General features: G+C 45.8%; 15 protein-coding genes. 8 read left to right on the top strand and 7 right to left on the bottom strand.

Features of this window, described 5'->3' with window-relative positions; all coding sequences use genetic code 11:
• Nucleotides 1–117: 117 nt before the first annotated feature.
• From yciA to acnA, 5 genes are all read left to right on the top strand, one after another.
• Nucleotides 118–534 carry an acyl-CoA thioester hydrolase YciA gene (yciA, locus tag EYB58_RS05985; RefSeq protein ID WP_242637576.1) on the top strand — a complete coding sequence of 139 codons (417 nt, stop codon included), beginning with the start codon at nucleotides 118–120 and terminating at the stop codon, nucleotides 532–534.
• A 155-nt stretch (nucleotides 535–689) separates the two neighbouring features.
• Nucleotides 690–1,316, top strand: coding sequence for a nitroreductase family protein (locus tag EYB58_RS05980; RefSeq protein ID WP_111953918.1), 627 nt, complete (start codon nucleotides 690–692; stop codon nucleotides 1,314–1,316).
• A gap of 38 nt (nucleotides 1,317–1,354) precedes the next feature.
• Nucleotides 1,355–2,740: a TrkH family potassium uptake protein gene (locus EYB58_RS05975; protein WP_111953916.1), complete on the top strand. Its 1,386-nt coding sequence runs from the start codon at nucleotides 1,355–1,357 to the stop codon at nucleotides 2,738–2,740.
• A gap of 11 nt (nucleotides 2,741–2,751) precedes the next feature.
• A complete protein-coding gene (locus EYB58_RS05970; protein ID WP_111953914.1) occupies nucleotides 2,752–3,417 on the top strand; it encodes a potassium channel family protein in 666 nt (221 codons plus the stop codon).
• Between the two features lie 243 nt (nucleotides 3,418–3,660).
• Entirely contained in the window at nucleotides 3,661–6,348 is a 2,688-nt protein-coding gene (gene acnA, locus EYB58_RS05965; protein WP_111953912.1) for an aconitate hydratase AcnA, read from the top strand.
• Nucleotides 6,349–6,490: 142 nt separating this feature from the next.
• Here acnA and EYB58_RS23090 read toward each other — a convergent pair whose 3' ends face one another.
• From EYB58_RS23090 to EYB58_RS05935, 7 genes are all read right to left on the bottom strand, one after another.
• Nucleotides 6,491–6,655 carry a hypothetical protein gene (locus EYB58_RS23090; protein ID WP_163354507.1) on the bottom strand — a complete coding sequence of 55 codons (165 nt, stop codon included), beginning with the start codon at nucleotides 6,653–6,655 and terminating at the stop codon, nucleotides 6,491–6,493.
• 21 nt (nucleotides 6,656–6,676) lie between these two features.
• Nucleotides 6,677–7,837 carry a 4Fe-4S binding protein gene (locus EYB58_RS05960; protein WP_111953910.1) on the bottom strand — a complete coding sequence of 387 codons (1,161 nt, stop codon included), beginning with the start codon at nucleotides 7,835–7,837 and terminating at the stop codon, nucleotides 6,677–6,679.
• 128 nt (nucleotides 7,838–7,965) lie between these two features.
• Nucleotides 7,966–8,829 (bottom strand): DUF1570 domain-containing protein, encoded by an 864-nt coding sequence (locus tag EYB58_RS05955; protein ID WP_111953908.1) that lies wholly within the window; start codon nucleotides 8,827–8,829, stop codon nucleotides 7,966–7,968.
• 91 nt (nucleotides 8,830–8,920) lie between these two features.
• Nucleotides 8,921–10,618, bottom strand: a complete 1,698-nt coding sequence (locus EYB58_RS05950; RefSeq protein WP_111953906.1) for an autotransporter family protein — start codon at nucleotides 10,616–10,618, stop codon at nucleotides 8,921–8,923.
• A gap of 9 nt (nucleotides 10,619–10,627) precedes the next feature.
• The gene (locus EYB58_RS05945; protein WP_111953904.1) at nucleotides 10,628–11,059 is read right to left on the bottom strand and encodes a hypothetical protein; all 432 of its coding nucleotides are present in this window, start codon (nucleotides 11,057–11,059) and stop codon (nucleotides 10,628–10,630) included.
• Entirely contained in the window at nucleotides 11,028–11,948 is a 921-nt protein-coding gene (locus EYB58_RS05940) for a hypothetical protein (protein WP_111953902.1), read from the bottom strand. The genes EYB58_RS05945 and EYB58_RS05940 overlap by 32 nt, the downstream gene beginning before the upstream one ends.
• Nucleotides 11,845–12,258 carry a hypothetical protein gene (locus tag EYB58_RS05935; RefSeq protein WP_131072017.1) on the bottom strand — a complete coding sequence of 138 codons (414 nt, stop codon included), beginning with the start codon at nucleotides 12,256–12,258 and terminating at the stop codon, nucleotides 11,845–11,847. Before EYB58_RS05935 ends, EYB58_RS05940 begins: the two co-directional genes overlap by 104 nt.
• A gap of 401 nt (nucleotides 12,259–12,659) precedes the next feature.
• On the opposite strand from EYB58_RS05935, the gene EYB58_RS05930 reads away from it, so the two are divergent.
• The 3 genes from EYB58_RS05930 to EYB58_RS05920 all read left to right on the top strand — a co-directional run bounded on the left by EYB58_RS05930 (nucleotide 12,660) and on the right by EYB58_RS05920 (nucleotide 15,301).
• Complete coding sequence (locus EYB58_RS05930) at nucleotides 12,660–12,929, top strand: transposase (RefSeq protein ID WP_111953898.1); 270 nt, start codon at nucleotides 12,660–12,662, stop codon at nucleotides 12,927–12,929.
• A gap of 63 nt (nucleotides 12,930–12,992) precedes the next feature.
• Nucleotides 12,993–13,325: a hypothetical protein gene (locus tag EYB58_RS05925; protein ID WP_131072016.1), complete on the top strand. Its 333-nt coding sequence runs from the start codon at nucleotides 12,993–12,995 to the stop codon at nucleotides 13,323–13,325.
• Nucleotides 13,326–13,684: 359 nt separating this feature from the next.
• The gene (locus tag EYB58_RS05920) at nucleotides 13,685–15,301 is read left to right on the top strand and encodes an integrase catalytic domain-containing protein (RefSeq protein WP_111960835.1); all 1,617 of its coding nucleotides are present in this window, start codon (nucleotides 13,685–13,687) and stop codon (nucleotides 15,299–15,301) included.
• The last annotated feature ends 207 nt before the right edge of the window (nucleotides 15,302–15,508 follow it).

Below are 15,508 nucleotides of genomic sequence, written 5' to 3'. Positions count from 1 at the left end.
ATCCTCACAAGTCTACTATTGTTCCTTGATCAAATCTGTTTTATAAAGGAACATATTACATTCACACACAATGCAACATAAATTGTAATCACAATTAATCGAAAGGATATTATATCAATGGCGGATATTCCATTAATGGAAGAAAAACAAAAACCACACGGAGACTTGCTTCTTCGAACCCAGACAATGCCGGCAGATACAAATCCCAACGGAGATATTTTTGGGGGATGGGTCCTGTCCCAGATGGATATTGCAGGCAGCATTCTAGCCAAGGAGGTTACATGTGGACGTGTCGTGACCATTGCAGTGGAAGGTATGAAATTCATCGAGCCCATTCAGGTGGGAGATATTTTTTGTTGCTATGGTTACGTGGAAAAAGTAGGAAACACCTCAATTACAGTGAAGCTTGAAGTGTGGGTTAAACCCATACTGCTGAACACCTGTGGTACAGAACGTTTTAAAGTTACGGAAGCACGATTCGTTTATGTTGCCATTGATGATGATCACAAAAAAAGACAAATTCCCAAAAAGTAAAACAGCAGGAACCGGACTGATTGTCCTGCCTCCAAAAATAAATTCATTGCGCTGTCCTTGACCTTTCTGAAATTAAAATTAACTTAGCAGAAGCTAATAAATGAAGCTCGACGAACTAAAACACACTCGTCAAGAACGGGAGGTAAGGAGATATTATGAACTTTGAGCAAATCACCAAAAATAGACGGTCCATCAACTTTTTTGACCCTGAAAAAGTGGTCCCCCAAGAAATAATCAAAGAAATGGTGGAACTGGCCGCCGATACACCTTCCAGCTTTAATCTGCAGCCCTGGAGCCTGATGGTTCTGCAGGACAGGGAGCAAAAGGAAAAACTCAAAGCCCTGGCCTGGGACCAGCCCAAAATCGTTGAAGCCCCGGTAACCATGATTGTGCTGGCAGATAAGGACGGATGGAAAAAGGGCCATCCCGGATTTGAACGGACCTGGCAGGAGATGGTCAAAACCGGCATGCCCGACACCCAACGTGATTGGTTCCTGAACGCCACAAGCTCCCTATACAACTGGAGTCCGGATGCCAACCTGGCTTTTGCCGCTAAAAACGCGGGATTCTTTGCCATGAGCCTGATGTATGCAGCCGTAAGTTTAGGCCTTGATTCCCATCCCATGGACGGATTTGACCATGAAGGCGTCAAAAAAGCATTTAATATTCCTGACAAATACTGGATTCCAGTTTTGCTTGCTGTGGGATACAAGAAACCTGGACTTGTACTCGATCCTCCTAAATGGCGTAAGACCTATGAAGAGATCGTCGTTGATTTTTAAACCAATGATCGAACTGAAAAAAACAATTTGGTTGAGAGATGACGTTGCTGCACCATAAGGCGCCCACCCGGAAAGGGAAAGTTTTGTCCCCGGGCCGGATCTCCATGCTCAGCTATGCCGCGTTGATACTGCTTGGCGCGATGTTACTTCTTTTGCCTGCATCCACAGAACAAGGACATTTGGGCTTTATTGACGCACTTTTCACATCAGCTTCCGCCGTATGCGTCACAGGACTGAGCGTGGTTGACACAGCGTCAACGTTCACCTTTTTCGGCAAAGCAGTCCTCATGATGCTGATCCAGGCCGGCGGCATCGGCATCATGGTTTTGTCCACCATGTTCCTGCTCACCCTTGGCAAGCGGGTGGGCATGACCGGCCGGCAGATGCTCTCGGATACCTACAGTTACGGCCAGGGAAAGAATGTATATGCACTGGTCAAAGAAATACTGATATTTACATTTATCATTGAGCTGATCGGTACGGCATTGATGCTGCCGGATTTTCTTTACAGGTTCCCTGTGGGCAAGGCCATCTGCTATGCGGCATTCCATTCGGTCAGTGCGTTCTGCAACGCAGGATTTTCTCTGTTTCCGGACAGTTTCACCCGGTATGGCGGCAACTGGCTGATCAACCTTGATATCTGCTTTCTTATTATCACCGGAGGGATCGGGTTTATTGTCATGGCGGAAATCCGGCAAAAATTTTCATTTTCAAAACGCTGCTGGTCAAAATTCAGCCTGCATACACGGTTGACGCTGACTGCTACCTTGATTCTACTGGCCGGCAGCACGCTGCTGTTTTTTATCCTGGAATGGTCCAACACCCTTAGGGATCTGCCCCCGCACACCAAATTTCTGGCCTCTTTTTTCCAAGCTGTGAATACCCGTACCGCCGGATTCAACACGCTTGATATTGGCAGTTTGGCCAATGAAACGCTTTTTATCAGCATTCTTCTGATGTTTGTGGGCACAGCCCCCGGCTCCTGCGGCGGTGGGGTCAAGGTAACCACGATATCCAGTCTCGCCATCCTGGGATATTCCAGATTCCGGGGACAGGAACATCCCCATATTTTTTACCGCAGGGTGTCTGATGCCAGTATATCAAAGGCCGTGAGCTTGATTATCATCAGTATGCTGGTAATTGTCATCGGCGTGGTGCTGCTCCAGCAGACGGAAATCGGCAATGTCTCCCATAATCTGACCCGGGGTTCCTTTCTTGAAATTTTTTATGAAGTGGTCAGTGCCTTTGGCACCGTGGGGCTGTCCACCGGTATTACGTCCGGATTTTCAGAGATTGGCAAACTGATTATTATATGTATCATGTTTATCGGGCGTTTAGGCCCCATGGGCATTGCCATTGCAGTAAGCAGAAAAGGCAAACCAAGTAAATTTTCCTATGCCCAGGAAAATATAATGATCGGTTAAAGGAAGATGATATGAAACAGTTTCTGATTATTGGCCTGGGAAATTTTGGATTTCACCTGGCCACCCATTTATACCGCAAAGGCCATGATGTCATGGCCATAGATAAAAGTCCTGTTCTTGTACAATCCATTAAAGACGATGTCACCCAGGCGGTGGTTGCGGATGCCACGGATGCGGGCACCCTTAAAGAACTCGGCGTCAAAAATGTGGACACAGCCGTGGTAGGCATTGGCTCAGTGCTCGGGGATTCCATCCTTGCGGTGCTCAACCTTCAGGAACTTGGTATCGCGCATATTGTGGCTAAAGCCATCAGTGACCCCCACAAAAAAGTTTTAGAAAAGCTGGGCATTAAAGAGATCATTTTTCCGGAAAAAGACACGGCTCTGTCCATGGCAAGGAAACTGGACAACCCCAACCTCATAGATTACCTGCCGTTTATGGAAGGGTATGGCATCATTGAGCTTGCCGTGCCTGGAAAATTTGTGGGTAAAAGTCTTAAACAAATTAACCTGACCAATAAATATGGTGTTCAGGTCGTTGCGATAAAAGGCCTGGATGCCGAGCATACACGCTTCTCCCCCCATGCTGATGACATTTTGAACCAGGAAGATATCCTGATTTTGCTCGGACCGGAGAACGGTTTGGATTCCCTGAAAATCGATGGCAAAAAAGGCTGAGCCTTCTTACCAGACTGTTGCCCGGCATAATATGAAAGAAGTATGTATTGCAAGCAATTTATGATATAAAAATATCGTACCATTCCGGTATAGGATTCAGGAAAACAAACGCCTTAAGGGCTCGGAAAAATAAATTTTCCATTTTGTATGCCTTTTTGTCCATAGTCTTTGTTGCGACGCAGGGCATTCCGGGTCTTTTAAGCTCCAAAAGTATTTGCATCTAAATTAGTAAAAGGAGATTTTATGGATCAAGACAAATTTGGTAGCAAAGATCACCTAAAGCTATCTAAAACGACGGCGCAGTTCTATAAACTTGAGAATTTGGAAAAACAAGGAATAGGACACATATCCGGCCTGCCGTTTTCAATTAAGATATTATTGGAGCAGACCCTGCGCAACCTCGACCACTTCCAAGTCAATGAAGATGATATCGTCGCGTTGGCAAATTGGCAGCCTAAACAAAAATCTGAAAAAGAGATCCCTTTTAAGCCGGCCCGGGTTGTTCTGCAAGATTTAACAGGCGTTCCCGCTTTGGTTGATTTAGCTGCCTTAAGAACATCCATGAGCCAATTAGGGGGAAATCCTGCTGTTATTAACCCTAAAATACCAGTGGATCTAATTATTGATCACTCCATTCAAGTTGACTCGTTTGGCATGCCAAACTCCCTGCAGATCAATATGGAAAGGGAATTTGAACGTAACCGGGAAAGATATGAATTTTTGAAATGGGGACAGAAGAACTTTAAAAATATGAGGATATTCCCTCCCGGCGTGGGCATTGTACATCAGGTTAACCTGGAGTTTTTGGCCAATGTCGTGCAAATGAAAGATAACATCTGTTTTTCGGATACACTCGTTGGAACCGATTCCCACACGCCAATGGTGAACAGTTTAGGCGTGTTAGGCTGGGGCGTTGGTGGAATTGAAGCTGAATCAGTAATGCTGGGGCAACCCATTTATATGCAGATCCCTGAAGTTGTAGGATTCAAATTAACCGGAAAAATGAACCCCGGAACCACAGCCACAGATTTGGTTTTTAGAGTTGTTCAAATATTAAGAGACGTGGGTGTGGTGGAAAAATTTGTTGAGTTCTATGGTGACGGACTTTCAGGGCTCAGTCTTCCCGATAGAGCCACTATATCTAACATGGCGCCCGAATATGGTGCGACCATAGGGTTTTTCCCCACAGATAATGAGACCTTGCACTATTTAAAAAGCACCGGTAGAAGTCCTGAGGTAATTGAAAGGGTCGAGCATTACTGCAAAGCCCAAGGTCTTTTCAGAACTGACGGAATGTCCGCCCCTGGGTTTTCAGATGAAATTGAGTTGGATCTTTCAACCATCGAGCCTTCTATGGCAGGACCCAAACGTCCCCAGGATCGAATCGGATTGTCGGATATGAAGCATGCTTGGGCAAAAACCTTAACGGCATCCGTTAGCCAACGAGGATATGAGTTAAAAGAGAACGAGCTGTCTTGTCAAACACAGATAAGCCTTTCCAAGTCAGAAAAGCCTTTTACCCTGGCACACGGATCGGTTGTACTTGCTGCCATCACCTCCTGTACGAATACCAGCAATCCATTTGTCATGATTGCTGCCGGATTACTCGCCAAGAAAGCGGTTGAAAAGGGGCTAAAAACAAAACCATGGGTCAAAACATCACTGGCACCGGGATCAAGGGTTGTCACCGATTACCTGCAGCAATCAAAACTTGACAGCTTTCTAGAACAACTTGGATTTTTTACGGTGGGATATGGCTGTACAAGCTGTATTGGAAATTCCGGCCCCTTCTCGGAACCCATTAGCAAAGCGATAATAGACAAAGATCTGGTCGTTGCATCTGTCCTTTCCGGGAACCGTAATTTCGAAGGCAGGGTCCACGCGCTCACAAAAGCCAATTACCTGGCAAGCCCTCCCCTGGTTGTTGCTTATGCAATCGCAGGAACCATCAATATCAATCTTCTGGAAGAGCCTTTGGGAACCGATCAGGAGGGACAGGCGGTCTACCTGAAAGATATCTGGCCGGACCAAAGCGAAATTTCAGAAATCACCTCACTGATCACGCCTGAAATGTATCTGGAACGGTATAGCAATTTTGAAACGCTGTCTCCGCTTTGGAACGAAATTCCAACCAAGGGAGATGAGGTTTATGAGTGGGATGAATCCTCAACCTATATCAGAAATCCGCCCTTTTTCCTGAATATGAGCAAAGAACTGAAACCTGTCACTGATATCGTTGACGCCAAAGTGCTGGTTAAGGTCGGGGACTCGGTCACCACCGACCATATTTCACCTGCCGGGGCCATTGCACAAAATACGCCTGCTGCAGCGTATCTACTTGAACATGAAATTTCGCATGCGGATTTCAATTCATATGGCTCCAGAAGGGGAAATGACCAGGTGATGGTCAGGGGGACCTTTGCCAACATTAGATTGAGGAACCAGCTTGCACCTGGGACAGAAGGCGGCATTACCACCTATCTTCCCAGCGGGGAGCAGATGTCGATTTTTGAAGCGTCCGAAAAATATAAAGATTCCGGAACACCTTTGATTGTTTTAGCCGGCAAAGAATATGGAACCGGATCTTCACGGGACTGGGCCGCCAAGGGGACTTATCTTTTAGGCGTCAAAGCGGTGATTGCAACCAGTTACGAAAGAATTCACAGATCCAATTTGCTGGGAATGGGTGTTTTACCCTTACAGTTTAAAGACGGTAACTCGCCGGACGCTTTGAAGCTGACCGGGAAAGAATCCTATTCCATTTTGGGACTTAGTGACGGCATTAAACCCGGCATGGAATTGACACTAAAAGTGGATGACCAAGAAATTCCGGTGCGGCTTAGATTGGATACGCCTGTGGAAATTGAGTACTATCAAAATGGCGGAATTCTGCACACGGTATTAAGAAACTTCATGAAAGACGTTGGTTGAGTTTTAGAAAGGGGGAGAGGAAACCATCCTCACCCCTTGCCTTTTGCCTCATATACCCCTGTCCGGCTGCAGGAACGACATGTTGTTCCTGTGGCCGGGTGGGGCATATTTTGAGCATCTGATCATTTTTACGCGTTTGAGATCAAATAATATTTTCCCTCATTATGGTATTCAGGTCGGTAAGTCCCTTCAATACAGGCTGATAGATCTTTTTTTTGATGGCGATCTGAACCCCTGTGAGGTCAATTTGACCTTCGGCCATGAGCTTGATTCCGATGCCCATGGACAGACTCACCGTTCTTAACATTGAAACGCCGGCAGGCCTGTTTCAGTGCAAGCCCAAGCCTTGCCGCTTTTTTCCATCGTGGCTGGGATCTGCACGAGTTGGTCGGGCTTCTTCATGCAGACCCGCAGATAACGACTTTTCTTTTTGTTTGCGCATTCTGATCATGATACGCTGCATTTCGGCCGCATCTGCCTGTGACAAAGCAGCCCTTCGGTTAAACGCCTGCGCGGTCCGGTGCTGGGCGGTAAAGGCGAGGTATTGGTCGGCTGAAATATGGGTCTGCCAGTGGCCGGTCAGCATGGCAGCACCAATACCAAGGCTAAAGATTACCAGAAAAATGCCTGTCATAACTTCAGGGCTGATGCCTGTCTTACCGGAAAAATATGAAAAAGAAAGCGCCCCTTTTTCAGGACACTGCGAAACGCAGCGCAGGCAGGCCAAGCACTCTGGTGATCGGATCGTTGTTTTACGGCTGACCGCAATTAAACCGGGGCAGTGGTGGTCACACTTTTTGCACCCAACACAACGGTCAGGATTTCGATGCACCCGCGCCGGACTGAAAAGCCCAATAACAGCTAAAAGGGCGCCATACGGACAAAGATACCGGCACCAGAACCGTCGAAAGAAAAGTGACAGCACAACCAGCACACATATCACACCCAGAGCCACCGGTGTGATGTGTGTAAAAAACCAGAGCATTTTTATGTCGGCAAACCGGTTGGCAGTACTGTTCAAAAAGCCGTCGACACCTGCGTTGGGCATCACAAAAAAAATTTGAAATATAAAAAATGCCGCCACTACATATTTAATGATCCCCAATGTCAGGTCCAGCCAGCGAGGCATGACCGGGGGATGCCGAAACATCTTTGCGTTGAGCGTATCAAGGTAGTCGCTGAGAAGCCCCACCGGACAAACCCAGGCACAAAACCCCCGCCGGACCAGCAGGGCCGAACCACAGACAATCAAAAAAATAACAAGACCTGCCGGATGAATTGCCGGGATGGTTTGGTTAGAAATAAGATGCCTCAAACCGAGCAGTGCGCTGATGGGCAAAAAAGCATCTACGCTGTCGGGCCGATGGAATCCCGGCATGATGCCTTTTTCAAGATTTGCCACAAACAGGTAAAACCGAATACCACTAAATAAGACAATACCCAAAAACAGGTGCTGCACCCATTGCCTGGGCGACCATTTCCGTTTCATAAAACGCCCTTTGAATCATTGGTGGGGTTGCGAGACATATTCCTGCAAGATGTACATGCATACATCCCCTTTATTTTTAACGGATACCAATATACCACCCCATACTTTTGTGACAAATTACCGTTTGGTTATGGTTTTTTTGCAAGGGTTAGCCAGGCAAAAAAAATTTTTTCCCATTCACCACGGGTATTGTCATTCCCAACAAAATAGCGCCTGAACAATTCGCAATGATCATTAGACAAGTCATCGGGATATAACTTTACAAAAAGTGCCGCCTGAGGACGCAGATCTGCCGAGGACATAATATAAGCGACAAGTCCCCAGGCCAAAGCATAATCATTCAGCGCAAAGCCCTTGGTATAGTCCGACGAAAATACAGGGCTGCTCCAGATACGTTGCGGGCCTTCTATACAGGATTTCAGCAGCTTCAAACGGGGTTCGTTTTTTTGACCGAAGATCACTTTGCCATCGACAAAAGAAACAGCTTCGGCATAACAGGCCATCCCTTCTGCAAACCAGAAGGGAAACGGTCTTACAGCTCGGTGGATATCAGGATAAATAAGTCGAGCAGTGAGCACAAGATGAGTGAATTCATGAAAAAGGGTAGTCATATTACCATAACCCAACCATGTTGGCTTCAGGAGGATAAACATTTCAAGAGTATTCGTATCGCAGAACCCATCGACCAATTTTCCTGGCACACCAAAACGTTGTACAATTTTAATATATTCTTTCCGGTCGAGAAGAATATTCACCTTCAATAAAGGCGATGGCTGCACCGGTGTTATATCCAGCATCGCATACAAACTGCTTTGAATCATAGTCAATTTGTTCAGCAAGCACACGGTCTCATTAAAGGAAAGATCTGATCTGCACTCAATGGGACCATGGCGGATGACCAGGGAGGGGGCAGGGATACTGCGGCAGGAATAGACCTGGGCACAGACCATTAAAACAAATGCCCACTTGGCTATTTTACTTAAAGCTTTCAATCTTCACCTGAGTGCCGGAAACAGAGAATAACCGCAGGAATGCCAAAGCGGGTTACCATGGACATATACCTGCGGTTTAAGTCACTGTCATTTAAAAATTAATCTCAATACCGGCAAGCCCGTTATGGGACCTATATGAGTCAGACCTATCGTATTCATAATTTAGGTAAAGACTCATTTGATGGCCCATGAACGCTTTTATGCTTGCACCGAAGATATGGTGATTGGCATCGGGTTTGATCCCCTCTGTGGTAAAGCTGGATCCCGCAGACACAAAAGAAGCAGAGTTTGAAACGGCGTCGTCCTTAAACTCATGCTCCCATCTATATGAGATTTCAGGTTTTATGGATATGCCGTTCTGCAAATCGAACAATTTGGCCAGCCTTATGCCCAGACCCGACTTGAGACTTTCGACACTGTTACTGCTAATTTTCGAATTTGCGCCGCCAGCCCCACTCTCTTCATATCCGTCTTCATCCATATCCACATAATTTAACTCACAAAAGGGTTCAACAATCACTTTTTTATAAACGTCCAGCCGATATCCCGCTCCCACGCCAAGTGCAAAATACTCAGCATCATGATCGGCTTCTGCCGCCGTACCCATGAAATTAATTTGGCGTTCTGAATCAATTTTCGACCACCCGTAACCGGCATTGGCGTCGATATAAAAATTCTGAAGAAAATAGCTGCTGTATACGTTGGCCTGCCATGTCTCAATATCGATACTGACAAGATCGTCATTGGAATCCATGGAGGGCTGCATGTAAGATCCGCTCAACCCTACCAGAAATTTGTCGCTGACCAGGTAGTCCGTTCCTATGATAAACCCAGTATTATCGAGCTTGTATCCTGATATTCCGTCTTTATCGTCCTGATCCCCTTTGCTAACCACAAATTCAATAAAAGGAGTCCATTTTTTTTGTTCAATGACCAGGGACTGGTCAACATTCAATAAAACGCCTGAATTCTTAGACGCAACCTTTTCCGAGGCAAGGCGCTGGTTGGTGACGCCGGCAGTCACTTTATCGATATGTCCGGATATAACATCTCCTATAGACTGAGTCGCTGCAACGATGGCGGCAGGGGTTGCATTCAACTGTACGGGCGACAATTCCGTAAAGGCCTGATGCAGTTCAGATTCTGCAAGAATAGACTGAAGCTGGATAATCAGCGAAGCCATCTCCCCGCTGGCCCCGGCTGAATTAATATTGTCCAGAGCAAGCGTAAGCCCGTCTGTAAAACTGCTAACCGACAGGGGATTAAACTCAGACGGATTGACGATCATATAAATCGTATCGTCGGTTGTCGAATGAGAGAGTGTAAAATCCAGGACAGCCGTATCAAGGTATGAGGTATCAAACGCAAAGCGTTCATCTGTAACAACACCACCGCCAACGGTAAGCTCGCCGGTATAGGTCATGATATCTAAAATAAGGGAGTTGCTGACAGCCCCGCCGAAACTAACCCCTTTAAATGTCGCCCCATTGTTGATGGTCAGGTCCCCTGTTATATTTATCTGGTCATGGTTTCCGTCATTATCCAGTTCAATTTCAATGACGGAGCCACTGTTATAGGTTACATTTCCTGTAATACTTTGGGTGCCGATGGAGTTCCCTGGAGAATGGGTTCCGTTGATAATAATCCCGCTGTCTATACTTCCGGAACCCTTTAGAGAACCGGTGGACGCAATGGTCATAATATCGGTGGTACGATCGACGAGCAAGTCTCCATTAATGGTCGCAATACCGGTTATTAGAATGTCACCTGCACCGGTGCCGGAAAGCACCCCTGTCTCTCAGGAAGCGATGGTAAGATTCACGAATTCAAGATCATCAGCTGTATTCTGCGCTAATTCCCCGTCAACGCTTAAATCAAGCGTTCCCGAGGATGCAATCAAAAAATCCAGGGTCAGGGTGGCGCCATTGGTGATGGAAATGCCGTTTGCTCCGGCCCCAAGATCAAAAAGGCCCGCGATCGTGGTATCTGCACTAGCTTCGATGGTATCGTCCCCGGTTGTTGCCGTCACGTTGCCGTCGATGGTCGCCCCGCTTCCTGTAAATGCCAGGATGGTATTGCCGGAACTTAAATCAATGTCACCTGTCACGGTTCCGTTGGTGGAAATATAAACACTGTCGCTTCCCGTACCGCCAGTGATCTTAGCTACCGTACCGTCAAAGGCTACATCCGCGTTTTCATCATAGCCGATATAAGCGCTGCCACCGTTCATAATGATGTCGCCTACCGTTGAACTGCCCTGCACCCGGATGGCCCCCCCCCCCGGAAAGGGAGATCCCGCCGGTCAGGGTGCCGTCGTTATCGATGTTGACCAAAGCACTGGAGGCAAGTTCCAGGGCATAGCCGTCTGCGCCGGTGTCCCCGGCCCCGGCCCCGCCGACGCCTCTGGCAATGGAAGCGCCCGAGTCATTGACAATATTCACCGTGGCCGTACTGCCGATATAGATGCCTGAAGAGCCGTCTGTTCCGTCTATGGAACCGGATCCGTTTGCTGCGCCGACCCCGGCGGAGCCGGATGAAATAGCAGCCCCGGCAGCATTGTTGATGGTGATCACATCTGTCAGCCCGGTGGTTCCAGAAATATTGATTCCATATCCGCCACCGCCTCCGGCCGCTGTCAAGTTTGTGGAACTGTTAACAGCGCCGCTGGCCCCGGTACCGCCAGTGATGGAATTTTCGTTGTTAATGGTAAAGGATCCGGAACCGCTGATGATAACACCGGAGCCACCATCCCCACCGATTCCGGAAGAGGTTGATGCAGACCCGTCATGTCCGTCCCCTCCGGAAATAACGCCAGCACCGGTATTATATATGCTGGAGGCCGAGGTGGTATAATTAACGGAAATGCCGCCGGACCCGTTATTCCCTCCTGAAGCGATATCCACACCGCCTAGGCCGCCGGTGATGTCCCCGGAATTGACAATGGCCACGGACTCCACCAGGGAATTTGACGACGCCCCTAACTCTATGGCAGCCGGGGTATATGCACTGCCGTTGTCACCACCCTGGCCGGAAACAATGGTGCCTGCATTGGTAATAGAAACGGCGCCCCCCCACGGTACCGCTGGCACCGGAAGAAAGGTAAATCGCGCCCGTTGCATATCCGCTTGTTCCTCCGCCGGAATTGCCTGAAGAAACAGTCACACCGTTTGCGATATCGATAATCAACCCTCCGAATAAATCGTACACGGCCGCGATATTATTGGTGATGCCCTCTCCAGTTGAACCATCACCAGTGACATTATAGTTAATATCAAAAGTCAGAATCCCGGCCCTGATGTTAACGTTGGTCGCAGTTGCTCCGCTGTAATCGTACCCGAGTTCAATGCCTGAGATACCGCTCGACTCAGCGGTTACAACGTCAGTCGTCGTAATGGTCACGGCACCGGTAGAGGTACCGTAAATCCCCACTTGAGAATTCCCCTTCTTTAAGTTTCGTTTTCAATATTCTGATGATCGTTTCACATGTCTGAACACTCTTTTTCCGTCCCTTATTTTCATAATACATCTGATTCAATTCCGTTTTCTCAATGGCTTGTTTGAGATTTGATTTTTGTACGGTATGAGAAAGATTTGCCCATAATATAGTTGCTTCTTCCGCCTGTGTTGTATTGGTAAGGTTCATTTTCTGTGATAAGTACACTTATTTTCCTCTGCTATAATTGATGGACTCGCAAAAAGTATTTTTACGTAATATGCTGTTTTAAAAGAGAAATTTAATTATATGTAGTTGATTTTTGGTGAGCATTTCTGTATAATTAGCCCAATTAAATCAATATTCATTAGGGCTGATCAATGATTCGAACAAACAAATGCATCTTTTCGATCCTTGGGACTTTTTAAGCTCCAAACACAGAAAAATGTTGGATGATTCTTGGGCAGGCCTTTTTCAGCAAGAAATTCTTCGTTCTCTTCCTGTTGACCTGGTTAAACCATTCTTCTCAAAAACAATGGGACGACCGACAAAAGAACTATACACCATGCTCGGGATTTTGTTGCTTCAGCAAACCCATAACTTGACGAATGAAGAGGCTGTCGCCCAATTGTCATATAATATTCAATGGCACTATGCCTTGAATTAAACGGAAGAATCCGATGCTTCAAAATATTTGAGTTTGAAAACCCTGTGGACGTTTCGTCAGATAATGATTGAAAACGAGCTTGATGTCGCTCTTTTCAATGCAACTACGGATAAGCTTGCCAAAGTCTTCCAGGTGAATACCGATAATCAGAGAATTGATTCTGTGCATATCAAATCGAATATGCGCCGACTGGGGAGAATCAGCATTTTCTCAACCAGTATCAACAAATTTCTGGCGAACTTAAAACGCAGTCATTCAAAGCATTTTGCCACAGTGAATACCGATGTCATTGGAAAGTACATATCAGAAAAAGCATTATCGTGTTTTTCCCTGGTTAAGCCCTCTGAATCTTCAAAGACGCTCTTATTGAAATCAGCAAAGACCTTTATGACCTGATAGAACAGTTTAAGGACTGCCCTGATATAAAAACGATGTACAGTTACAAGATGCTTGAAAGGGTGCTGAACGAACAATGTAATTTGGTGAACGATCCCCAGGGCGGTCAAAAAGTAGACATTAAACCCCCAAAGAAAATATCTTCAAATTCACTTCAAAACCCTTCAGATCCAGACGCAACCTATAGTGGACACAAGGGACAGGGATATCAGGCACAGGTGACAGTGATGAACGTCAATTATAATTCCCGCCCGCATTGAATCGCACAAAATGTAACCGCACTGTATCTATTGCCTCACGAATAATGTTACCCAAAACAGATTATAAAAATATGTGGAGGGTAGATTGTGAGGTCACTAATGAGTTTTCAAGCAAAAAGAGAATTGTTGGCAAATGTTGCTCCCCGATATAGGGAAGAAAATAAGAAGCACAAATCAGTTATTTTGAACGAATTCATTTTAGCAACTGGATACTCGCGTAAATATGCAATCCGGTTACTGTCTTTAAAAGAGTTACCGGTTGTGAGAAGAATTAAAAAGCCACGGCCAAGAATTTATAACAGTGACGTTCAAGAAGCATTGAAAATTGCCTGGGCGGCTTCAAACTATATCGCCTCAAAAAGGCTTGCCCCGTTTTTGAAGGATCTGGTGCCGACTTTGGAACGTTACGGACACCTTGAACTTAACGACGAAACCCGTTCTCAACTTATTTCAATAAGCCCCGCAACGATTGACCGAATTTTAAAACCAATAAGAAACAATGGCCTGAATATGAGTACAACCAAACCCGGAAAACTTCTTAAACATCAGATTCCGATAAGAACATTTACTGATTGGGAGGAAGATGAGCCTGGTTTTTTTGAGGCTGACCTGGTAGCACATTGTGGCTGGAGCATGGAAGGAGAATTTCTTTATACATTGGTTTTGACAGATATCGCCACAGGTTGGGTCGAGTGTATTGCTCTACCATACCGCAGTGGTTCTGCTGTTATTCATGCTTTGGATAAAGCCCAGGAATTGATACCTTTTCCAATATTAGGGATTGATACTGATAACGGAACTGAGTTCATCAATACTGAATTGATCCGTTATTGCGAAAAAGAAAAGATAACTTTTACCAGGGGAAGAGCATATAAGAAAAACGATCAGTGTTATGTTGAGCAGAAAAACGGAATAGTTGTAAGGCAGATAGTCGGGTACGATCGTTTTGAAGGTCACCATGCTTATATGCAACTCTCTGAGTTATATCGGGCAGTACGCCTTTATGTGAATTTCTTCCAACCTTCAATGAAGCTGAAAAAAAAATGGCGAGATAACAGCAAAATAAAGAAAACATATGATGCTGCACAAACCCCATTTCAAAGGTTGAAACAAGCCGTCCAGATCCAAAAGGAAACAAATGAAAAGCTGGAATTGGTAAACTATTCTTTGGATCCGGTTCTTCTGTTAAAGCAAATTCAGTTTTTACAGGATGCGCTGTGGAAACATGTAACTTTGGCGAAACAACCTTCCTCCGGTAAAAATGAAGATAGGCAGCCTCTATACGGTTTTAAATTACCATTAACTACGGAAGAGCCTACTGAAAAAAACAATGACAATTTGATTTTAGAACCTGGCATTATAAAAAGGAGGCAGTATAGGAAAACGGAAAAACCGCGTGCCAAGCACTGGTGGCGAACCAGGAAGGATCCTTTTGAAGATGCTTGGGATGAGGTCTGTTCATGGTTGGAGAATGATCCTGAAAAGACCGCCAAATCAATGCTTTCAAAACTTCAGGAAAAATATCCAGGACAATACACAAAGGGGCAGCTGAGGACTTTACAGCGGCGGGTCAAAGCCTGGAGGGAAAAAGCCATTATTACATATGATGATAATCTTTTAAAACGTAATCCTTTGGCTGAAGATACCAGAATCGGGGACCTCAAAGCTATAACAGTGGATACCCAAAAAATGGAAAAGGGAAAGCTTACTGTATAATAACGGTACGTTTGGAACTATATAAACAATGTCAGTGCTATGGTGCTAAAATAATGAAAAAAAAAGATGATGATATTCATCCTGTACCATCAGAAAGCATCATCGTAACACATGACAGGGCCGGCTTAGTGGAAAATCCCCTTTAATATCAAAGGGATGATAAACTGTCATTTTTTATGCAAAAATCACCTATTTTTTTTGTAAAGC

This window comes from Desulfobacter hydrogenophilus, assembly GCF_004319545.1.
GTDB classification, from domain to species: domain Bacteria; phylum Desulfobacterota; class Desulfobacteria; order Desulfobacterales; family Desulfobacteraceae; genus Desulfobacter; species Desulfobacter hydrogenophilus.
The sequence above is the reverse complement of the archived record's forward strand: the minus strand, read 5'-3'. Positions and strand labels throughout refer to the sequence as shown.